The sequence below is a fragment of the Streptomyces sp. NPDC107538 genome (genome assembly GCF_055657445.1).
In genome coordinates this window covers 136,638-159,735 of sequence record NZ_JBVKAY010000011.1, presented here as the reverse complement: position 1 = coordinate 159,735, position 23,098 = coordinate 136,638, and the positions used below count along the sequence as shown (strand labels likewise).

The window sequence follows — 23,098 nt, the reverse complement described above, 5'->3', positions numbered from 1 at the left end:
GCGCACGGGCCGGGGCGGGACCGGCCTCGTCCGGGCAGGGCGGGAACGACCATGAGCGGAGAGGGAATCCCCGTGACGCGGGACACACACGACACGCCGGGTACGCCGGGTACGCCGGGCACGCCGGGCACGCGGACCGAGCGGCTGACGGAGGCGCTGCGCCACTCCGTGAAGGAGAACAAGCGCCTCCAGGAGCGGAACCGGGAGTTGGTGGAGGCCCGTCAGGAGCCGATCGCCGTCGTCGGGATGGGCTGCCGGTTCCCGGGCGGAGTCTGCTCGCCCGAGGAGTTCTGGCAGTTGCTCGTCGAGGGCCGGGACGCGATCACCCCGTTCCCGTCGGACCGGGGCTGGGACGTCGAGTCGCTGTACGACCCGGACCCGGACCGGCCGGGCCGCACCTACGGGCGCGGCGGCGGGTTCCTGCGGGACGCGGGCCGGTTCGACGCCGGTTTCTTCGGGATCAGCCCGCGCGAGGCCCTCGCCATGGACCCGCAGCAGCGGCTGCTCCTGGAGACCTCGTGGGAGACCGTCGAGCGGGCCGGTATCGACCCGACGTCGCTGCGCGGCAGCCGTACGGGCGTGTTCGTCGGCGCGGCACAGCTCGGCTACGGCACCGGGGCGGGGGCCGCGTCCGAGGGCACCGAGGGCTATGTGCTGACCGGCACCACGACCAGCGTCGCCTCCGGCCGGCTGGCGTACACGCTCGGGCTGGAGGGTCCGGCGATCACCGTCGACACGGCGTGCTCGGCGTCGCTGGTGGCGCTGCATCTGGCGGCGCGGTCGCTGCGGGACGGCGAGTGCGAACTGGCGCTGGTCGGCGGGGCGTCGGTGATGGCCTCCCCCTTCCTGTTCGTGGAGTTCAGCAGGCAGCGCGGGCTCGCGTCCGACGGACGGGTCAAGGCGTTCGCCGCCGCCGCGGACGGCACCAACTGGGGTGAGGGTGTCGGGGTGCTGATGGTGGAGCGGCTGTCGGACGCGCGCCGCCACGGCCACCGGGTGCTGGCCGTGCTGCGGGGCAGTGCCGTCAACCAGGACGGTGCCTCCAACGGCCTGACCGCGCCCAGCGGCCCCGCCCAGCAGCGGGTGATCCGGGCGGCCCTCGCCGACGCGCGCCTCTCCCCCGCCGACGTGGACGCGGTGGAGGCGCACGGCACCGGCACGCAGCTGGGCGACCCGATCGAGGCGCAGGCACTGCTCGCCACGTACGGCCGGGACCGGGCGGAGCCGCTGTGGCTGGGCTCGGCGAAGTCCAACATCGGGCACACCTCGCACGCGGCCGGTGTCGCCGGGGTCATCAAGACGGTCCTGGCGATGCGGCACGGCGTCCTGCCCGCGACCCTGCACGTGGACGAGCCGACCCCGCACGTCGACTGGTCGAGCGGCACGGTACGGCTGCTGACCGAGCGGCGGGAGTGGCCCGCGGCCGGCCGGCCGCGCCGCGCGGCGGTGTCGTCCTTCGGCATCAGCGGGACCAACGCGCACGTGGTTCTGGAACAGGCCGAGGAATACGGGGCGGAGGAGGTCGGCGAGGAGGCCGACAGGGAAGGCAGCGGCAGCGGCAGCGGCAGCGGCAGCGGCAGCGGCAGCGAGGAGAACGGCGGGGAGTGCGCCGCCGTTGAGGGTGGCGGGCGGGGCGCGGCCGGTGGTGAGGAGAGCCGGGTGGACGTCCCGGCGCTCGTCCCCTGGCAGTTGTCCGCCGCCGATCCGCGGGCCCTGGGTGCCCAGGCCGAGCGGCTGCGGGACGCGGTCCTCGCCCACCCGGACCTCGATCCGGCCGCGCTCGCGCTGCCCCTGGCCGTCGAGCGGGCGAGCCTCGCCCACCGGGCCGTGATCATCGGAACCGGCCGGGAGGAGCTGCTCGCGGGCCTGGACGCGCTGCGCGGCGCCGGTCCGGCCGAGCCCGGCCGGGTCGTCACCGGCACGGCGGCGCGGGGCACCGATCCGGCGTTCCTGTTCACCGGCCAGGGTGCGCAACGGGCCGCCATGGGGCGGGAGTTGTACGCCGTCCAGCCGGTGTTCGCCGAGTCCCTGGACCGGATCTGCGCGCTGTTCGCCGAGCGGGCAGACCTGCGGCTGCGCGAGGTGCTCTTCGCCGACGCGGGGTCCGAACGGGCGGCGCTGCTGGACCGTACGCGGTGGACGCAGGCCGCGCTGTTCGCCGTCGAGGTGAGCCTGTACCGGCTGGTCGAGTCCTGGGGGCTGCGTCCCGGTCATCTCCTCGGCCACTCCGTCGGCGAGCTGGCCGCCGCGCATGTCGCGGGTGTCTTCTCGCTGGAGGACGCGGTCACCGCCGTGGCGGCACGCGGCCGGCTCATGGAGGAACTCCCGGCCGGCGGGCTGATGGCGGCCGTGCAGGCCACCGAGGACGAGGTCGCCGAACTACTCGCGGGCCACACCGACCTGGCCGGTGTCGCCGCCGTCAACGGCCTGGCCGCCGTGGTCGTGTCGGGCGACGAGGACGTGGTGCGCGCGGTGGCCGGGGCGCTGCGCGCCCGGGGACGGCGGACGAGGGAACTGGCCGTCAGCCACGCCTTCCACTCACCGCGTATGGACGGCATGCTCGACGCCTTCCGCGCGGCCATGGCGTCACTGAACCCGAACGACCCGCAGATTCCCGTCGTCTCCAATGTCACCGGCCGCCCGGTGACCGCGGCGGAGATCCGCTCCCCCGACCACTGGGTGCGACATGTCCGTCAGGCGGTGCGTTTCCACGACGGTGTGCGCACGTTGCTGGAGTCGGGGGTGCGCACCTTCCTGGAGCTGGGGCCGGACGGGGTGCTCTCCGCGATGACCCGCGAGGGCGCCGCCGCCGTACTGCCCGAGGAGGAGCGCTCCGCCGTCCTCGCCCTGCCGCTGCTGCGCCGCAACCGCGCCGAGGCCCGCACGGTCCTCACCGCCGTGGCCGAGGCGCACGTCCGGGGTGTCCCCGTGGACTGGCGGGCGCTCCTCGACGCCACCGGTGCCGGTGCCGGTGCCGGTGCCCGTACGGGTGCGGGTGCCGGGCGGCGGCTGCCGTTGGAGTTGCCGACGTACGCCTTCCAGGGCGAGCGTTACTGGCTGCCCTCCGGCTCTGCGGCGCCGGTCGAGCCGGGGGATCTGGGGCTGGACCCGGCCGGGCACCCGTTGCTGGGTGCCCTGCTCACCCCGGCGGACGGCGGCGGGCTGGTCCTCACCGGCCGGCTGTCGTCCCGGGCCCAGGGCTGGCTCGCCGACCACGTGGTGCTGGGCTCGACCGTGGTCCCGGGCACCGCGTACCTCGAACTCGCCCTGCACGCGGGCCGGTCGGCGGGCTGCGGCACGGTGGAGGAACTGGTCCAGGAGAGCCCGCTGATCCTCGGCGAGGACGAGGCCGTGCACCTCCGGCTCACCGTCGGACCGGACGACGGCGACGGACGGCGGCGGTTCACCGTGACCTCCCGGCCGGCCACCGCGCCCGCGGCCGCCGCGCCCGCTGGGAGCGAGGCCGTCGCACCGCCCTGGACACGGCACGCGGAAGGGGTGCTGTCGGACGCCGGTGCCGAGGCTCCCGCCGATACCGGGGCTCCCGCCTATACCGGGGCTCGGGCCCATACCGAGGCTTCTGCCGACGCCGGGACTCTTGTCGACGCCGGGACTCTTGCCAACGCCGGGGCTCCTGTCGACGCCGGGACTCCTGCCGACGCCGGGGCTGTTGCCAACGCCGGGACTCCTGCCGACACCAGGGCTACTGCCGACACCGGGGCTACTGCCGATGCCAGTGCTCTTGTCGACGCCGGGGCTGTTGCCGACGCCGGAACTCCCGCCGGCACCGGGGCTCCTGCCGACACCGGAACTCCCGCCGACGCCGGGGCTGTTGCCGACACCGGGGCTGTTACCGACGCCGGCCCCACGGACACGTGGCCGCCCCCCGGCGCCGAGCCGGTGGACCTCACCGGCTTCTACGACGCCGTCGCCCTCGACGGCTTCACCTACGGGCCGTCCTTCCGGGGGCTGCGTGCCATGTGGCGTTCGGACCGGGAGCTGTTCGGCGAGGTGGAGTTGCCGGAACCCTTCCGGGCGGAGGCTGCCCGGTACGGCGTACATCCCGCGCTGCTGGACGCGGCCCTGCACCCGGCCCTGGTCGGCGCCACCGGCGAACAGGTACGGCTGCCGTTCGCCTGGCAGGGCGTACGGCTGCACCGCACCCGCGCCGCCGCGTTGCGGGTGCGGCTCTCGCCGGTCGGGGACAACGCGCTCGCGGTGCTCGTGACCGACACGGACGGGGCGCCGGTGGCGTCGGTGGAGGCGCTGCGGACGCGGCCGGTTTCGGCAGGGCAGCTGCGGGCCGCTTCACGGCAGCCGCACACGGACCGTCTGTTCCAGGTCGCGTGGCAGTCGCCGTCCTCCTCCTCTTCCTCCACCACCCGGTCGGTGCGGGACGTCGTCGCCGTGGGCGGCGGCGCGCTGCCGGACGGACTGGCCGACGAGGCGTTCGCCGATGTGGCGGCGCTGGGGGCGGCCGTGGCGGCGGGCCGGCCGGTGCCCGGCGCGGTGGTGTGGGACTGCGCGGCATCGGTGCCCGCCGACGCGGACGTCCCGTCCGCCGCCCGGGCCGTCGAGCGTGCGGTGCGGGCCGGGCTCGTGGCCTGGGCGGCGGACCAACGACTCGCCGGGACACGGCTGTTCGTGGTCACGCGGGACGCGGTCGCCGTCGGCGCCGACGACGCCGTACGAGGGCTGCGGCAGTCCCTGGTGTGGGGGCTCACCCGGGCCGCTCAGGCCGAACACCCCGACCGGTTCGTCCTGTTGGACGTGGACGGCACGACGGCACGGGACGTCGGCCCGTGGCGCGCGGCGCTCGACCAGGGCGAACCACAACTCGCCCTGCGGAAGGGCATGTTGCTCGCGCCCCGACTCACGCGCACCCCTGCACCGACCTCGACCGGTCCCGCACCCGCACCCGCACCGGGACTCGACTCCGAAGGCACGGTCCTCGTCACCGGCGGCACGGGTGCCCTCGGCGGCCTCGTGGCCCGGCGTCTCGTGACCGAGCACGGCGTGCGCAGGCTGGTTCTGGTGAGCCGGGGCGGGCCGCGGGCCGCCGGGGCCCGGGAGCTGGCCGACGCGCTGGGTGCGCTGGGCGCGGAGGTGACCGTGGAGGCGTGCGACGCGGCCGACCGCGACGCGCTGTCGTCCGTACTGGACCGGATTCCCGCCACGCACCCGCTCACGGCCGTGATCCACGCGGCCGGTGTCGTCGACGACGGTGTGCTCGACGCGGCCACCCCCGAGACCGTGGACGCCGTACTGCGCCCGAAGCTCGACGCGGCCTGGCATCTGCACGAGCTGACCCGGGACAGGGACCTGGCCGCCTTCGTCCTGTTCTCCTCGGCCACGGCCACGCTCGGCGCGGCGGGCCAGAGTTCCTACGCGGCGGCCAACGCCTTCCTCGACGCCCTCGCGCACCATCGCGCCTCCCTGGGGCTGCCCGCGCTCTCGCTGGCCTGGGGCGCGTGGGACGCGGGCATGGCAGCGCGGCTGGACGAGACGGCGGTGCGGCGTATGCGGCGCTCCGGTGTCCTCCCGCTGTCCGCCGAGGACGGACTCGCCCTGCTCGACACGGCCCTGACGGCACATCGGGAGTGGCAGCACCGCACCCTGCTCCCGGTGCACCTCGACACAGCCGCGTCGCACGGCGCGGGTGGCTCCGTTCCCGCGCTGCTGCGCGGGCTGGTGCGCCCGCCCGCCACGCCGACACCCGGGGCCGAGGTGCCGGTACGACAGGACGCCTCCGGGGAACTGCGGCGGCTCGTCGGGGTCGACGCGGAGGAGCGGCGGCGGATCCTCCTCGATGTGGTGCGCCGTACGGTCGCCGAGGTGCTCGGGCACACCGACAGCTCGGCCGTCGCACCGGGCCGCGCCTTCAACGACCTGGGCTTCGACTCGCTCACAGCCGTGGAGCTGCGCAACCGCCTGGGCGCCGTCACCGGCCTCCGGCTGCCCGCGACCGTCGTCTTCGACCATCCGACGGCACAGGCGCTCGCCCGGTACGTGGACGGCGCGCTGCCGCGGGACGACATCCCCTCGGCCGAGCCGCTGCTGGCCGAACTCGACCGGCTGGAGCGTTCCCTGGCCGCCGTCGCCGCCGATCACCCGGACCGTGCCCGGATAGCGGCGCGGCTGAGCGCGGTCGTCGCCGACTGGGACGTGCGTCCGGCGGCGCCCGCCGAACCACCGGCGGACGCGGGGGCGTTGCACCTCGACTCGGCCGACGACGACGAGGTCTTCGACTTCATCACCAACGAACTCGGGATCTCCTGACCCGTGCGGAACAGAGAGGACGGCGCCACCGTGGCGAACGGCGAGACCACCGAGGACAAGCTCCGCTACTTCCTGAAGAAGGTGACGGCCGACCTCCGGCAGACCCGCACGCGGCTGACGGAGCTGGAGTCCGTCGAGGGCGAGCCGATCGCCGTCGTCGGCATGTCCTGCCGCTACCCGGGCGGGGTCGAATCGGCGGACGGGCTGTGGGAGTTGGTCCTGGAGGGCCGGGACGCGATGACCCCGTTCCCGGCCGACCGGGGCTGGGACCTGGACGCGCTGTACGACCCGGACCCGGATGTGCCGGGGACGACGTACAACCGGGAGGGCGGGTTCCTCGACGAGGCCGGCCACTTCGACGCGGCCTTCTTCGACATCGCCCCCCGCGAGGCCCTCGCCATGGATCCGCAGCAGCGGCTGCTGCTGGAGACCGCGTGGGAGGCGTTCGAGCACGCCGGTATCGACCCGACGACGCTGCGGGGCAGCCGTACGGGTGTGTTCATGGGCACGGGCCAGCAGGACTACGCGGCGCTCGTGCGGCGCGCCCCCGAGCTGGAGGGCTATCTGATCGGCGGTCTCGCGGCGAGCGTCCTGTCGGGGCGGCTGTCGTACTTCTTCGGTTTCGAGGGCCCGGCGTTGACCGTCGACACGGCGTGCTCGGCGTCGCTGGCCGCCCTGCACGTGGCCGTTCGGTCGCTGCGGCGCGGCGAGACCAAACTTGCCCTGGCCGGTGGCGCGACCGTGATGGCCGGGCCCGGCATGTTCACCGCGACGGCCCGCCAACGTGGCGTGGCACCGGACGGCCGCTGCAAGGCCTTCGCCGCCGCCGCCGACGGTACGGGCTTCAGCGAGGGCGCCGGTGTCCTCGTCCTGGAGCGGCTGTCGGACGCGCGGCGCAACGGGCACCGGGTGCTGGCCGTCGTCTGTGGCTCCGCCGTCAACCAGGACGGCGCCTCCAACGGCCTGACCGCGCCCAGCGGGCCTTCCCAGCAGCGCGTCATCCGGCAGGCCCTCGCCGACGCGCGCCTCGCCCCGGCCGACGTGGACGTCGTCGAGGCGCACGGCACCGGCACCACGCTCGGCGACCCGATCGAGGCGCAGGCGCTGCTCGCGACATACGGCCAGGACCGTGAACAGCCGCTGTGGCTGGGCTCGTTCAAGTCGAACGTCGGGCATACGCAGGCCGCCGCCGGAGTGGGCGGTGTCATCAAGATGGTCATGGCCCTGCGGCATGGCGTGCTGCCCGCGACCCTCCACGTCGACGCGCCGACCCCGCACGTGGACTGGTCGGCGGGCAAGGTGGAACTGCTGACCGAGCGGCGGGAGTGGCCCGCGACGGACCGGCCCCGCCGCGCCGCCGTCTCCTCCTTCGGCGTCAGCGGCACCAACGCGCATGTGGTGCTGGAGCAGGCGCCCGCCGAAGCCCCCCAACAGACGACGGACGACACCCCGGAGCCGCCCAGCAGGACCCCCGTCACGCCGGTCGTCCCGCTCGTCCTCTCCGCGCGCGACACCGCCGCGCTGCGCGGCCGGGCCGAGGGTCTGGCCGCGCGTCTCGACGAGCTGCCGGACGTACGCGAGGTCGCGCACGCCCTCCTCACCCAGCGGGCCGCCCTCGACCACCGCGCGGTGGTCCTCGGCACCGACCGGGTCGAACTCCGGGCAGGACTGGAGGCGTTGGCCACCGGTGCCGCCGCTCCCGGGGTCGTCACCGGGCAGGGCACGTACGAGCGCCCGGTGTTCGTCTTCCCCGGCCAGGGCTCCCAGTGGATCGGCATGGCCACCGAACTCCTGGAGACCTCGGAGGTGTTCGCCCGCTCCATCGCCGACTGCGAGGCCGCCCTCGCCCCGTACGTCGACTGGTCGCTGACCGAGTTGCTGTGCGGCGGGGAGCGGATCTCCCGCTCCGACGTCGTACAGCCCGCGCTGTTCTCGGTGATGGTCTCCCTCGCCGCCCTGTGGCGCTCCCTCGGCATCGAACCCGCCGCCGTCATCGGCCACTCCCAGGGCGAGATCGCCGCCGCCGTCGTCGCCGGAGCGCTCACCCTTCAGGACGCGGCCAGGATCGTCGCGCTGCGCAGCCAGGTCCTGCTGGCCGTGTCCGGGCAGGGCGGGCTGGTCTCCCTGGCGGCGTCGGCGGAGCGGGCCGAGAAGCTGATCGCGCCCTGGCAGGGGCGGATGTCCGTCGCCGTCCTCAACGGTCCCGCGGCCACGGTCGTCGCCGGGGAACCGCGGGACCTCGACGAACTCGTGGCCCTCTGCGAGGAGAAGGAGATCCGCGCCCGCCGCGTCGACGCCGACTACGCGTCGCACTCCCCGTACGTCGAACCGGTCGAGGACGACCTCGTACGGGCCCTGTCGGGCGTCACCCCGCGTGCGAGCGCCGTGCCGTTCTACTCGACGGTCACCGGTGAACTCCTCGACACGGCCGGCCTCGACGCCGCCTACTGGTACGCCAACCTCCGCCGGCCCGTCCGGCTGATCGACGCGGTCCGCACCGCGTTCGCCGAGGGCCACACGGCGTTCGTCGAGTGCAGCCCCCACCCGGTGCTCACGCTCGCCCTGGAGGCCAACGCGGAGGAGGCGGAGCGCGATGTCTTCGTCACCGGCACCCTCCGCCGTGACGAGGGCGGCTGGCCCCGTGTCCTCACCTCCGCCGCGCAGGCCCACGCCCATGGACTGCCCGTCGACTGGAGCGGGTTCACGACACCGCCCGGCCGGGTTCTGGACCTTCCCGCCTATCCGTTCCAGCGCAGGCGCTACTGGGTGGACGCCGGGCCCGCGGACACCGTCCCCGCGCACCTGGGCGCCGTCCCCGCGTTCGCGTCCGCGGGCGCCGGTCAGGAAGCGGGGGGCGGCGCCGAGGGAACGGACCTGGCCCGTCGGCTGGCCGGGCTGAGCGAGGCCGACCGGGGGCACCTGCTGCTGGACGTGGTGGTGGAGGAGGCCACGGCCGTGCTCGGCCACCAGGCCCCCGTCGCGCCCGACCGCACCTTCGACGACCTCGGCTACGCCTCGATGACCGCGGTGGAGCTGCGCAACCGGCTGCGCGCCGCGACCGGCACCCGGCTGCCCGCGTCCGTCGTCTTCGACTACCCGACACCCCGGGCCCTCGCCGGGCATCTGCTGGACCGGCTCTCCGGCGGCCGGGAACGGGCACCGGTCGTACGGGCCGACGCGTCCGTGAGCGGCATGAACGCCATGAACGGCGTGGACGGCGTGGACGGTGACCCGATCGCGATCGTCGCGATGGCCTGCCGCTTCCCCGGAGGCGTACGGGGGCCGGAGGATCTGTGGCGGCTGGTCGCGGACGGCACCGACGCGATCTCGTTCTTCCCCGAGGACCGCGGCTGGGACGTGGAGGCGGTCTACGATCCCGACCCGGAGCGCGTCGGGCACACGTACACCCGTGAGGCCGGGTTCATCGACGGCGTCGACCGCTTCGACGCCGCGTTCTTCGGCATCAGTCCGCGCGAGGCCCTCGCCATGGACCCGCAGCAGCGACTGCTGCTGGAGACGTCCTGGGAGCTGTTCGAGCACGCCGGTATCGACCCGACCACCCTGCGCGGCAGCCGTACCGGCGTCTTCGCGGGCATCAGCGGGCAGGACTATCCGACGCTGGTGGCCCAGACGTCCGCGCGGCAGGGCGTCGAGGCCTTCCTGATGACGGGCGGCGCGGCCAGCGTGCTGTCCGGCAGGATCTCGTACACCTTCGGGCTGGAGGGCCCGGCGGTGACGGTGGACACGGCGTGCTCGTCGTCGCTGGTGGCGCTGCATCTGGCGGCGCAGTCGCTGCGGGCGGGCGAGTGCGAGATGGCGCTGGCGGGCGGTGCGACCGTGCTGGCGACGCCGGAGGCGTTCATCGGCTTCAGCCGGACGCGCGGGCTGTCGGCGGACGGCCGGTGCAAGCCGTTCTCGGCCGACGCCGACGGTACGAGCTGGGGTGAGGGCATCGGGCTGGTGCTGCTGGAGCGGCTGTCGGACGCCCGGCGCAAGGGGCACCGTGTCCTGGCCGTCGTACGCGGTACCGCCACCAACCAGGACGGCGCCAGCAACGGGATGTCCGCGCCCAACGGCCCCTCCCAGCAGCGGGTCATCCGCCAGGCCCTGGCCAACGCCGGGCTCTCCCCCGCCGACGTGGACGCCGTGGAGGCGCACGGCACCGGCACGACGCTGGGCGACCCGATCGAGGCGCAGGCCCTGCTGGAGACGTACGGGCAGGACCGGCCCGCCGAACGACCCCTGTGGGTGGGGTCGGTGAAGTCCAACATCGGGCACACGGCGGCCGCCGCCGGTGTGGCCGGTGTGATCAAGATGGTGAAGGCGATGGAGCGGGGCACACTCCCGCGCACCCTGCACCTGAGCGAGCCGACCCCCCACGTGGACTGGTCCGCCGGTGCCGTGGAACCGCTGTCCGAGGCGGTCCCGTGGCCGGACACCGGTCGCCCACGACGCGCTGGCGTCTCGGCGTTCGGCATCAGCGGCACGAACGCCCACGTGATCCTGGAACAGCCGCCGCGGGAGGGATGCCTTGCGGAGGCGGAGGGGGGCGTGACGGGGGCGGGGCGTGAGGAGCTGCGGGCCGAGGGGGCGCGGACCGAGGGGGACTTCGCGGTGGCCGTGGCTGAGGAGCCGCAGGCCGAGGGCGACGTCACGGTGTCCGTGGCCGATGGGCCGCGAACCGAGGGCGACGTCACCATGCCCGTGGCTGATGGGCCGCGGGCCGAGGGGGACGCGTCAGGGGCTGCGAACGCAAGTCCACGGGCCCAGGGGGACATGGCGAGCTCCATGGCTCGGAGTCCGCAGGCCGAGGAGGACGCGGCGCCCCCCGTGGCCGGGGCCCTCGCGACGGCGGCCGTGCCGGGGCCGGCGTCCGTGCCGGGGCCAGCGTCCGTGCCGGGGCCAGCGTCCGTGCCGGGGCCAGCGTCGGTGCCGGGGCCAGCTGCCGTGGCAGGGCCAGCGGCCGTGGCAGGGCCAGCGGCCGTGCCGGGGCCGTTGCCGTGGCTGTTGTCGGCGCACAGTGCGGCGGCGCTGCGGGCGCAGGCGGAGCGGCTGCGGGCGCATCTGTCCGCGCGGCCCGGGACGGATCTGACCGCCGTGGCCGGGACGCTGGCCCTCTCCCGTGCCGCCCTGCCGCACCGCGCGGTGGTCGTCGGCGCCGACGGTTCCGCTCTCGACGCGGGCCTCGCGGCCCTGGCGTCGGGCGGGTCGGTCCCTGGTCTGGTGCGCGGTACACCCGCCACCGGCCGCCTCGGTTTCCTGTTCCCCGGCGAGGGCAGCCAGTTCCCGGGCATGGGACGGGAGTTGTACGAGCGGTACCCGGTCTTCGCCCGGGCGTTGGACGAGCTGTGCGCCCTGCTGGACCGCGAACTCGGCCCCGAGGGCGACGCGGCCCGGCCCGAGCCACGCGAGGCGCCGGGCCACGGGCCGGCCGCGACGAGCGACGTGGCCCCGCCTGAGCCGACCCAGGCCTCGGACCGCGAGCTGTCCTCGGAGAGCGGCGCGCCGCGCCCCGGGCTCCGCGAGGTCCTGTTCGCCGAGGCCGGTACCCCGGCGGCGGCCCTGCTGGACGAGGCGGCGTACGCCCAGGCCGCGCTGTTCGCCGTGGGTGCCGCGTCGTTCTGGCTGCTCCAGTCCTGGGACGTGGTCCCGGACATCCTGGGCGGCCACGCGGTCGGCGAGCTGACGGCCGCGTACGCGGCGGGCGTGCTGTCGGCCGAGGACGCCTGCCGCCTGGTCGCGGCACGCGCCCGGCTACGGCGGGCCGCCTCCGGCGAGGCCGACCGGTCGTCGCGGCCCCCCTCCGACGAGGCCCACCGTTCGTCGCGGCCCCCCTCCGACGAGGCCCACCGACCGTCGCGGGCGCCCTCCGCCGAGGACAGCCAGCCCTCGCAGACGACCCCCGGCGCAGACGATCAGCCCTCGCACACAACCTCCGGCGCAGACGGTCAGCCCTCGCACACAGCCCCCGGCGCGGACGACCGGTCCCCGCACACGACCCCCGGCGCGGACGACCAGCCCCCGCACACGACCCCCGACACAGACGACCAGCCCCCGCACACGACCCCCGGCAAGCGCGCCCGGTCCGCACAAGCGACCCCCGGCCAGGACGACCCCCCAACGAAAGCGGCGCACCCGGCGCGGACCGGCGACCCGTTGGAGGAGTTCGGGCGGGTGGTGGACACGCTGGGCTTCCGGCCGCCGCGTATCGCGTTGTCGTCGGGTGGCGCGGCCGGGGAGGTGGGTACGGCCGCGTACTGGGTGGGCCGGGTGCGGGAGGAGACCGGTGCCCGCGAGGTCGTGGGCGCGCTGCTGGACACCGGGGTCACGACCGTGGTCGAGCCGGGCGCGGGCGGGGTGTTGACGGCGCTGGTCCGGGACGCGGCGGCCGAGCGCCCCGGCCCGCCCGTCGACGCTGTGCCGCTGCTGCGGCGCGACCACCCGGAGCGGCAGAGCGCGTTCGAGGCGCTGGCCCGGCTGCACGTCCGCGGGGTGCGGGTCGACTGGTCCGCCGTCCTGGACCTCCCGGCCGCCGTCCATGTCGACCTTCCCACGTACGCGTTCCAGAGCCGCCGGTTCTGGCCGGACGGCACACTCCCGGCGGCGGGTTCCACGACGGGCGGCGCGGGCGAGGAGCGGCCGGCCGACGACGCGGCGGCCCGGCTCCACGAGCGCCTGGCCCCGCTCACGGCCGAAGCCCGCACGGACGTCCTGCGCGCCCTGGTCGCCCGGCAGGTCGCCACGGCTCTCGGGCACACCGACACCGCCGACGTCGAGGCGGCGTTCAGCCTTCCCGAGCTGGGCATCGAGTCCGTGATGGCCGCGGAGATCCGCGCCCAGCTCCAGACGGCCACCGGAGCCCGGCTCCCGTCCACGGCCCTCTTCGAACACCCCACGCTCGACGGGTTCGCCGCCCATCTGCACACCCTGCTGGTCACCGCCGCGCTGCTCCCCGCGCCGGGGGACGAGGAACCCGGGGAGTCCCCCACCCCCACGACGGGCGCGTCCGGCCCGGAGCCGGCCGGCGCGGGCGTCCTCTCCTCGCTGGCCGCGCGGGCCGCGAAGGACGGCCGCTTCGCCGAGTTCACCGCCTTCCTCCAGGACACCGCCCGCTTCCGGGAGACGTTCGACGCGGCGGACGTCGAGGCCGGGCGGGTACGGCGGCCCGCGCCGGTGCGGCTGACGCGCGGCGGCGACGGACCCGCGCTGGTGTGCTTCCCCTCGTTCGCGGGCAGGTCCGGTGCCCACCAGTACGCCCGGCTCGCCGCGGGCGCGCGCGGTCGGCGGGACGTGTGGGTGCTGCCCGCGCCCGGTTTCATCGCCGGCGAACCGCTGCCCGCCGACCTCGACGCGCTGCTCCGGCTGCACGCCGACGACGTCGAACAGTGCGTGGACGGCGGGCCCTTCGCGCTCCTCGGCCACTCCGCCGGAGGGTGGCTCGCCCACGCCGTGGCCGCCGAGCTGGTGCGCCGGGGCCGGCCTCCCGTCACCCTGGTCCTCCTGGACAGCTACACGCCCGGCAGTCCCGTACTGCCGCACATCGGGCAGTACATCGGCCGCGGGATGGTCGACGCCTCCGCCTCCGCCGGGGCTACCGCCGAGGGCGCCGCCGCCCTCCTGGACGACACCGTGCTGACCGCGATGGGCGGGATCGCCCGGGTCTTCGCGGACTGGCACCCGGCCGACATCGACGTGCCGGCCCTCCAGATCCGCGCGACGGAGCCGCTGCCGGAGCCCGGGTTCCCCGCGTCCGGCTGGCGGGCGCGGTGGTCCGGCAGCCCCGCGCCCGTCGAGGTGGACGTGCCCGGCGACCACTTCACGATGCTCACCGCCCACGCCGCGACCACGCTCGACGCGGTCCACACCCACCTCGCGCCCTTACCCCACTGACCCCTCCCGCTCCCCTTCACTCTCTCCCCTCGCAGACTCCGGAAGGACACCCCCGATGCCCACCCGCTGGTACCCGGTCGAAGCGGCCGACGACGCGCTTCTGTCCACCGCGTCCCTCTACATGACGCGTTCCGTCGACATCCCCTACCCGGCCGAGGAGACCTGGGCGGCGCTGACCGACGACAGCGGTCCGGCGCACTGGACGAAGGGCGTGAAGCGGCTGACCTGGACCTCTCCCCGGCCGTTCGGGGTCGGCACGACCCGGGAGGTCGAGACGCTCGGCGGGTTCGTCCTGCGGGAGCGCTTCTACCGCTGGGACGAGGGACACCGCAAGACGTTCACCGTGGTCGCGAGCACCCGCACCCTGTTCCGGCACCTCGTGGAGGACTACGTCGTCGAGGCCACCCCCGACGGCTCCCGGCTCACCTGGCAGTGGGCCGGTGAGCTGAACCGCCCGTGGTCGTACCTGAAGCCCGTGCTGAAGCGGCTCGTCCTGGAGCCGACCGCCCGCTCGCACATCGACGGCCTGCCCGCCCACATGGCGGCCGTGGCCGCCGGCCGCTGACCCCCGCGCGCACCACCGCACGGACACCGACCGAAGCATCAGCAGGAGAGGACGCACATGTGTGGGATCGTCGGCTGGATCGCCTTCCAGCGTGACCTGGAGAAGGAACGCCCCACCCTGGACGCGATGACCGCCACCATGGCCTGCCGGGGCCCGGACGCCGGGGGCACCTGGGTGTCGTCGCACGCCGCGCTGGGGCACCGCCGGCTGTCGGTCATCGACCTGGAGGGCGGTGTCCAGCCCATGACGGTGGACACCCCGGAGGGTCCGGTGGTGCTGACGTACAGCGGTGAGGCGTACAACTTCCGGGAGCTGCGCGACGAACTGCGGCGCCGCGGCCACGCGTTCCGCACCGCCAGTGACACCGAGGTCGTCCTACGCGGCTATCTGGAGTGGGGCGAGGAGGTCGCCGACCGGCTGCTCGGCATGTTCGCGCTGGGCATCTGGGACGGCCGGAAGGACCGGCTGATCCTGCTGCGCGACCAGCTGGGCATCAAGCCGCTGCACGTATACGAGACCGAGGACGGCGTCCTGTTCGGCTCGGAGGCCAAGGCCGTCCTCGCCCACCCCGCCGTGGAGGCCGTGGTGGACGCGGACGGCTTCCGGGAAATGATGGGCTACGTCAAGGAACCGGGCCGGACCCCGTGGCGCGGGATACGGGAGGTCAAGCCGGGCACCATGCTGATCGTCGACCGGGGCGGGGTGCGCGAGCGGGTCTACTGGCGGCTGGAGGTGGACGAGCACCGCGACGACACGGAGACGACCGTACGCCGGGTCCGTGAACTGCTGGAGGACAGCGTCGCCCGGCAGCTCGTCGCGGACGTGCCGCTGTGTCTGCTGCTGTCCGGCGGTCTGGACTCCAGCGCCCTGACGTCCCTGGCCGCCCGGAAGCTGGGCGAACAGGGCAGGCGGGCACGGACGTTCACGGTCGACTTCGAGGACGCGGACGACTTCCGCGGGGACGAGTTCCGCACCTCGCCGGACGCCCCCTTCGCCCGCGAGGTCGTGGACCACGTCGGCACGCTGCACAGCGACATCCGGCTGGACCACGAGAAGCTGGCCGACCCCGACGTACGCCGGGCCGTGATCGCGGCCCAGGATCTTCCGTTCGGCTTCGGCGAGGGCGACAACTCGCTGTATCTGCTGTTCAAGGCGATCCGCGAGCACTCGACGGTGGCCCTGTCCGGTGAGTCCGCCGACGAGACGTTCGGCGGCTACCCGTGGTTCCATGTCCCCGCCGTACAGCAGACGGCGATGTTCCCGTGGCTGACGGCGGCGCAGCCCGCCAGGACGTACGACCGGGAGCTGACGCACGACACCCTGGACCTGCCCGGCTTCTGGGCGCAGCGCTGGTCCGACACGGTCGCGCGCGTGCCGTCCCTGCCCGGTGAGGACGCGCACGAGCGCCGTATGCGGGAGTTCTGCTATGTCCATGTGACCAACTGGCTCGGCACGCTGCTGGACCGCAAGGACCGGATCAGCATGGCGGTCGGGCTGGAGGTGCGGGTGCCGATCTGCGACCACCGGTTGGTGCAGTACGTCTTCAACACGCCGTGGTCGATGAAGGCGTTCGACGGCCGGGAGAAGAGCCTGCTGCGGGCGGCCGTGCGCGACACGCTGCCGGCCTCGGTGGCGGACCGGGTCAAGGCGAGCTATCCGCTGACCCAGGAGCTGAGCTATCTCGCGCAGGTGCAGCGCCAGGCCGGTCAGCTCCTGGCGGACGACCACCGCGCGGTGGAGTTCTTCGACCGGGCGACCCTCACCGGGGCCGTACGCGGGAAGCCGGAGACCATGACGCGGGACGGGCGTGACGCCATCGAGCGGGTCCTCGACCTGGCCGTCTGGTTCGACCTCTACCGCCCGACCGTCAAGCTGTCCTGACCGGCCGACAGAGGACCGCCGTCGGGGCCGAAACCCCGGCGGCGGTCCTCGGGTCGTGCGGGGTCAGACGGCGATGCCGCCGGGGTGCGGCTCCTCGTCGGACTTGGCGAGCGCCAGCAGAGTCGTGTGGACCTCGTCGGCCAGCTCGCGCATGAACGGCCGGCTGAAGCAGGCGGTGTGGTGCGGGAACTCGATGGCGAGGCGGCCGTCGAACGTCGCGACGCAGGCCATGACCGGGCTGCGGCCGGCCTGCGGGAAGTAGTTCTCACGGGCGGGCGCGAGCCGTACGTCGGTGACGCGCGTGCCCTCCGGGAGACGGGGGCCGGGCACGGGTCCCATGTTGGTGACGATGACCGTGCCGAGGTGGAGCGTCGGATGCTGCCGGGTCGACGGCATGATCCGCATCTCCTGGAAGTGGGCGCCCCGGTCGAGGAAGTCCCGTAGGCCGTCGCCGACTTCGCGCGCCAGCTCCAGTACGTCGGTCTCCTCGCCGACGGGCAGGACCTGGAGGTGCATGGTGACCGCGGCGACGATGACGGTGGCGGGCACCGGCGGTGACAGCCGCGAGCGCAGATCGACCGGTGACAGGCAGCCCAGCGGACGCGGGTCGGTGCCGTCGAGGCGCCCGCGGGCCGCGAGCAGCACGGCGGCGCTGATCAGGCTGTGCACGGACACGCCTTCCGCGCGGGCCCGTTCACGCAGCCGGGCGGTCCGTTCCGTGTCGAGCAGCAGCCGCCGGACTTCGATGCGGTGGGGTTCCTCGGGCGCGCTGTGGTCGGGCCCGTCGAGTGCGGCCTGCGCCGGCGGCACGTCGTACGGGACGAGTTCGGCGGGGTGGCGGCCGATCTGCTCCAGCCGCTGTTCCAGGTGCTTCGCCGTGTCCGCCGCGTCCGAGGGGGGCAGCAGGGTGCTCAGGGGCTCGGGAAACCCGGCCACGGGCGGGAGCGGGGCCGGGGTTCCGCCGACGCGCTCCCGGTAGCGGTCCCAGACCGTGTTGAGCAGGGCGACCGCGCTGTGGCCGTCGGCGATGACGTGGTCGATGCTCAGGTACAGGGTGTGCCGCTCCTGGCCGGGGTCGGGGTCGGTCACGAGGACCGCCCGGGTCAGCGGTCCGCCCACCGTCAGCGGGGTGTTGAGCTCCTCCGCGTACACCTCCTCGCCCCCGGTGCGCACCCGCAGCCGGGGGCGCTCGGCCTCCGGGAGGAGTTCGAGGGCATGGCCGTCGCCGTCCGGGACGATGCGGGTCAGGAGCTGCGGCTGCTCCGCCGTGACCGCGTCGAACGCCGCGGACAGGACCGCCGGGTCGACGGGACCTCGCAGGGCGCAGGAGAGGAGCGCCCTGCTTCGCTGGGCGACGTAGATGTTTTCCACGGGGCATAGCGCGCGTCGCATGGGGAGAAGCCTTTCTGGGGAGGCGGAACGCCCGATCGGTCACCGGTCCAGCAGTGCGGCGATCGCTCTCGGAGTGGGATTGCGGTACATGTCGCGGGTGGTCAGGGGCGGCAGGCCCTTCTCCCGGAAGACGGCCGACAGGCGGGTGGCCAGCAGGGAGTTGCCGCCGACGCCGAAGAAGTCGTCGTCGGGCCCGACGGTGAAGCCGAACACCTCGCTCCAGGTCGAACACACGCGCGCGAGCAGGCCGGAGGGCTCGTCCGTCCGAGGGCCGGATGGCCCGTCCGTACGAGGGCCGGACGCCTCCTCGGCGGGGCGGGCGTTCCCGTCCCCGACGGGGTGGGCGATCCCGGTCGCGGTGACCGTGGCGGGTCGCGGTGCCGGGAGCTTTGCGACGTCCAGCTTTCCGTTGATCGTGCGGGGGATCTCGTCCATCGGCGTCCAGGTGCTGGGCAGCATGTACTGCGGCAGGACCTTGGCGGCGCGTTCGCGGACCTCCGCCGTGCCGTACGCGGTTCCCGTGCCGTCACGGAAGATCAGGTAGGCGTCGAGGCGGAGACCGCCGGTGTTGTCGGGGCCGGGGATCACCACGGCGTCGGCGAGTGCCGGGTCCTCCAGCAGGACGGCCCGTACCTCGTCCGTCTCGATGCGGTAGCCGCGGATCTTGACCTGGTTGTCCAGTCGGCCCAGGTGCTCGATGCGGCCGTCGGGCAGCAGCCTGCCGACGTCTCCGCTGCGGTACATCCGGTCACCGGTGACCGGGTCCTCGACAAAGCGCTCGGCGGTGAGCTGCGGGCGGCCGAGATAGCCGAGCGCCACCCCGGCGCCGCCGACGTGGATCTCACCGCGTACGCCCCTCGGGAGCAACCGGCCCCCGCTGTCCCGGACGGTGACGCTCCAGCCCGGCAGCGGACGGCCCACCGAGCGGTCGCCGTGCAGGATCTCCGTGCGGGTCACGGTCTGGGCCGTGACGTGCACCGTGGTCTCGGTGATGCCGAACATGTTGACGAACCGGCACCCCGACCAGCCGTCCGCGTCCAGGCAGCGCCGCAGGACGCGCGGGTCCAGCGCCTCCCCGCCGAAGACGAGCAGCCGCACCGACACCGCCCCGCTCGCCGCGACGGGCCTGCCGAGCCGGACCAGTTCGCTGAACGCCGAAGGGGTCTGGTTGAGGACGGTGACCTTCTCCGCCACCAGCAGCTCCAGGAACGCCTCCGGTGACCTGGCCGAGAAGTACGGGACGAGCACCAGCCGTCCCCCGGTGAGCAGACAGCCCCAGATCTCCCACACGGAGAAGTCGAACGCGACCGAGTGGAACTGTGACCACACGTCACGCGCCGAGAACGCGAAGTCCGAGCGGGTGGCCTCGACGAGCGCGGTGACGTTCCGGTGCGGAACGACCACTCCCTTGGGCTGGCCGGTGGTACCGGACGTGTAGATGACGTACGCCGGCTGTCCGGGGTCGGTTCGGTCGGCAGCGGCCCGGCCGGGATCGGTTCGGTCTGCCGCGCTTCGGCAGGTCACGGGGGTGTCCGGTTCCGGGTCGGCGCGCAGGGCCAGGTCGGCCACGGACACCGTACGGACCGAGGGGATGCCGGGATCCGAGGTCTTCCCGGGGCCGATCACCAGGCGCAGACCGGCGTCCCTCGCCGTGTAGGCGAGCCGCTCCATGGGATAGCCGACATCCATGGGGACGTACGCCGCACCGCTCTTGAGGACGGCGAGGAGCACCACCACCAGGTCGGTGGAGCGTTCCACGCAGACCCCGACGCGGTCCCCGCCCTCCACACCGAGGGCTCTGAGCGCGTGGGCGAAGCGGTTGGCCCGCGCGTCCAACTGCCGGTAGGTGAGCGTCTGCCGTTTGTAGGTGACCGCCACGGCGTCCGGCTGGGCGGCGGCGACCTCCTCGAACGCGTGGTGGACACAGCGGGGTTCGGCGTCGAGCGGGCCGCCGTCCGCCAGGGCACGGATCGAGGCGTCCTCGTCGTCGCCCAGGAGCCGGAGGCCGTCCACGGGAGTCGCGGGCGGCTGTTCGAGGAGGTCCCGAAGGATCGCCGCCAGGTGTCCGCAGAACTGCTCGACCAGCTCCCGGCCGTAGCGGCTCTCGTCGAAGAGGCACACCGCTTCCTCGCCGAGCCAGTGGACGACGAGGGGCGCTCCGGGCCACATACCGGGGAAGTACGCCACGTCGTGGCCAGGGAGGTCGGAGTCCGAGTCCGGGCCGGGGTGCTCCTCGTCGAACGCCACCGTGATCCGCGCCGAGCCACCCCCGGGCTGCTGTGGGCCGTCGCCCGGCGGGTCGAGGTCGTCGAGGGCGGTCCGCGCCCGCGCGAGCAGCTCACCCGTCGTGCCGGCACCGGTCAACGTCAGCGGTACGGCCTCCTCCGTCGCGCCCAGTACGGCGGCACTCCGGTGGCGGCGCCGCACCACGCCCACGGTCACGTCCGTACGGTCCAGGTAGCGCATCGCGGTGTACGTGACCGCGGCCAGCTGGGCGGCGCGGAGCCTCGGCGCATCCGGCACCGTGGGGACCGTGAAGCGCTGCGCCGCACGGCCGCAGGCGCCGGCACCCGCCCCCTCGTCCGGCCGCGCGGCCGGGAGATCCCACCACAGCCGTCGCCCCGGGCCGTCGGGGTCGTCGGCCACGGCTCGGGCGACCGAGGTGAGGGACGCCCGGTCGAGACACCAGCGGGCCGCGCTGAGGACGAGCTGATCGCCGTCCTCGCAGCGCAGGACCACGAGGCGCACCGGTGCCGGGCCGAACCGGGGTACGGGCCGCAGCAGTTCCCGGTGCAGTGCCTGTATCGCCCGGGGGTCGTCCGACCTGTACGGCACGTTCTCCAGCCACACCGCACCGGTCTCCCCGACGCCGTGCCGTACCGCCGGGCCGGTGCCCCGCTCCTCGGGCACGGGGCACCCGGCGAGGACGTCCCGCAGGCGTTCGGCGAGGGCCCCCGGGGTCACGCGCGGACCACCGCTCAGGACGACCGCGTGCTGGTCGAGGGGCTTGGAGCGCTCGGTGGGCGGGAGTGCGGCGTACGACTCGTAGGCGGTCAGGACCGCTGACATCTGGGCTCCCTGTCTGGGCTGCCGTGCCGGTGTGCGGGCGCGGTTCGTGAGGTGCGAGTGGGGTGCCGCGGTGCCTACTTGGCCGTGAATCCGCCGTCCACGGTGACGACGCTGCCGGTGACGCCGCGTGAGCCGTCGCCGACCAGCCAGAGCACCGCTTCGGCGACGTCACCGGCCTCGACCAGTTCGTTCGTGGGCTGGGCCTGGACGAAGATCTCCTCGTGCTCGGCGACGGGCACGTCCAGGGACTTGGCGATCTCGGAGAGCATGCGTCCTTCGAGCACCGGGTCGTCCCGTACCGACCCGGGGCACACCGCGTTCACCCGTACCTTGAGCGGCGCGTAGTCGAGGGCGGCGGCGCGGGTCAGGCCGATCAGTCCGTGTTTGGCGGTGACGTAGGCGGCGAAGTTGCGGTAGCCGACCAGGCCCGCGGTGGAGGAGATGTTGACGATGCTGCCGGAGCGCTGCCGGGTCATCACCTCGCCGGCGGCCCGTGTCATGCGCCAGGCGCCGGAGAGGTCGGTGTCCAGCATGACGCTCCACTCGTCCTCGCCGATCTCGTGGACGGCCTTGCCCGAGGGGGCGGCGATACCGGCGTTGTTGACGACGGCGTCGACGCGTCCGAAGCGTGCGACGGCCGCGGCGACGGCGGCCTCGACGGCGCGGAGGTCCCGTACGTCGGCCGGGTGGGAGAGCACGGTGGCGCCGTGCGCGCGGCACAGCTTCTCCGTGTGGGCCAACTGCCCCTCGGTGCCCAGGGGGTAGGGGACGAGGGGGAGGTCGTCGGGGACGTCGACGAGCACCAGGTCGGCGCCGGCGGCGGCGAGGAGTTCGGCGCAGGCACGGCCGATGCCCCGGGCGGCGCCCGTGACGATGACCGTCTTGCCGCGCGGGCTCATGCCCAGGCCTTGAGTTCGTCGTCGATGAGCTTGAGCAGCGGGCCCGGGTACTCGGTCAGGTACATGTGGCCGCCGGGCAGTTCCTCGAAGCGGAACCCGGAGCGGGTGGCCGTCTCCCACTGCTGGGCCTGCCCGGCGGAGACGAGGGTGTCGTCCAGGCCGCGCAGGGAGGTGAGGGGCGCGTCGAGCGGTTCGTCCGTGGTGGGGACGTACGCCTCGTGCAGCTCCACGTCGGCGCGGAGGGTCGGCAGCAGGAGTTCCAGCAGCTCCGGGTCCTGGAGGGTCGGGTGGTCGTATCCGGCGAACTCCCGGACCCGGGCCAGGAATTCGTCGTCCGGGAGTCCGGTGGCACCGGCCTCGCGCCTGGTGGTGGGGCCGGCCGAACCGCTGACGAAGAGGTGGGCCACCGGTGTCCCCCTCACCTCGCGCAGGTGGCGGGCCATCTCGTAGGCGAGGACCGCTCCGAAGCTGTGGCCGAAGAGGGCCACCGGTCCCGCCGCGAGGTCCGCGTCCGCGAGGAGTTCGCCGGCGAGCGACTCGACGGCGGTGCGGACGTCCGGGAAGGGGGGATCGTCCAGGCGCCGCTCCCGGCCGGGGAGTTGGACGGGGTGGATCCGGGTGGCCTTCAGGTCGTAGCGCTGCCACGGGGTGAAGAAGCTCGCGCCTGCTCCGGCGAAGGGGAAGCACAACAGCGGGACGGTCATGGTGGGCATGGCTCCTGTCAGTCGCCTGTACAGGCTGTCGGTCGGGGGGTGACGTCCGCGGGCGACGGGTGGTCCGTACGGCGGGCACGGCGGACCGGGCCACGGTGCCCTCCGCTCGCTGCCGGTGCGCGGCGATGTGCCCGCCGCGGCGCGCGAGGCGCCCTCACCGTGCGCGGGCCTGCTCGAACGGCTCTGGAGCCTGCCTGGAGACGGCCGGGTGCGGACCGGCGGGGCCCGGCCGGACGGCGGGGCCCGGCGCAACGGCCGGTGCGTAGCCGGCTCGGCGGCCCTGCACCGGTTCTTGACCGGTGCTCTAGCCGGGGTACCGAAGCTGGCTGCCCGCGCACCCGCCGACGGGCGAGGCGGGCCGGGGGGAGGCGGTCCGTCGTACCGGTCGGCGGGCTCCTGCCGCGGTGGGC

The 23,098-nt window shown here is 74.5% G+C and carries 7 protein-coding genes and 1 pseudogene; 4 read left to right on the top strand and 4 right to left on the bottom strand.

The window, feature by feature from the left end:
- The first annotated feature begins 72 nt into the window (after positions 1-72).
- The 4 genes and pseudogenes from ACZ7MG_RS32105 to asnB all read left to right on the top strand — a co-directional run bounded on the left by ACZ7MG_RS32105 (position 73) and on the right by asnB (position 16,615).
- Positions 73-6,279: a type I polyketide synthase gene (locus ACZ7MG_RS32105; RefSeq protein ID WP_471381507.1), complete on the top strand. Its 6,207-nt coding sequence runs from the start codon at positions 73-75 to the stop codon at positions 6,277-6,279.
- Positions 6,280-6,282: 3 nt separating this feature from the next.
- A pseudogene (locus ACZ7MG_RS32100) lies at positions 6,283-14,133 on the top strand (type I polyketide synthase); the annotation flags it as partial.
- A gap of 91 nt (positions 14,134-14,224) precedes the next feature.
- Positions 14,225-14,734, top strand: coding sequence for an SRPBCC family protein (locus ACZ7MG_RS32095; RefSeq protein WP_471381505.1), 510 nt, complete (start codon positions 14,225-14,227; stop codon positions 14,732-14,734).
- Between the two features lie 57 nt (positions 14,735-14,791).
- The gene (asnB, locus tag ACZ7MG_RS32090; RefSeq protein ID WP_471381502.1) at positions 14,792-16,615 is read left to right on the top strand and encodes an asparagine synthase (glutamine-hydrolyzing); all 1,824 of its coding nucleotides are present in this window, start codon (positions 14,792-14,794) and stop codon (positions 16,613-16,615) included.
- 63 nt (positions 16,616-16,678) lie between these two features.
- On the opposite strand, the gene ACZ7MG_RS32085 is transcribed toward asnB, so the two are convergent.
- From ACZ7MG_RS32085 to ACZ7MG_RS32070, 4 genes are all read right to left on the bottom strand, one after another.
- Positions 16,679-17,986, bottom strand: a complete 1,308-nt coding sequence (locus ACZ7MG_RS32085) for a phthiocerol/phthiodiolone dimycocerosyl transferase family protein (protein WP_471381499.1) — start codon at positions 17,984-17,986, stop codon at positions 16,679-16,681.
- 60 nt (positions 17,987-18,046) lie between these two features.
- Positions 18,047-21,076 (bottom strand): amino acid adenylation domain-containing protein, encoded by a 3,030-nt coding sequence (locus ACZ7MG_RS32080; protein ID WP_471381498.1) that lies wholly within the window; start codon positions 21,074-21,076, stop codon positions 18,047-18,049.
- Between the two features lie 74 nt (positions 21,077-21,150).
- A complete protein-coding gene (locus tag ACZ7MG_RS32075) occupies positions 21,151-21,975 on the bottom strand; it encodes an SDR family oxidoreductase (protein WP_471381496.1) in 825 nt (274 codons plus the stop codon).
- Positions 21,972-22,679 carry a thioesterase II family protein gene (locus ACZ7MG_RS32070; RefSeq protein WP_471381758.1) on the bottom strand — a complete coding sequence of 236 codons (708 nt, stop codon included), beginning with the start codon at positions 22,677-22,679 and terminating at the stop codon, positions 21,972-21,974. The genes ACZ7MG_RS32075 and ACZ7MG_RS32070 overlap by 4 nt, the downstream gene beginning before the upstream one ends.
- Positions 22,680-23,098: the final 419 nt, after the last annotated feature.

Excerpts from the sequence above, each read along its gene's own strand:
- ACZ7MG_RS32095 (WP_471381505.1), top strand. The coding sequence starts at position 14,225 with ATGCCCACCCGCTGGTACCCGGTCGAAGCGGCCGACGACGCGCTTCTG.
- ACZ7MG_RS32080 (WP_471381498.1), bottom strand. The coding sequence starts at position 21,076 with ATGTCAGCGGTCCTGACCGCCTACGAGTCGTACGCCGCACTCCCGCCC.
- ACZ7MG_RS32070 (WP_471381758.1), bottom strand. The coding sequence starts at position 22,679 with ATGACCGTCCCGCTGTTGTGCTTCCCCTTCGCCGGAGCAGGCGCGAGC.
- asnB (WP_471381502.1), top strand. The coding sequence starts at position 14,792 with ATGTGTGGGATCGTCGGCTGGATCGCCTTCCAGCGTGACCTGGAGAAG.
- ACZ7MG_RS32075 (WP_471381496.1), bottom strand. The coding sequence starts at position 21,975 with ATGAGCCCGCGCGGCAAGACGGTCATCGTCACGGGCGCCGCCCGGGGC.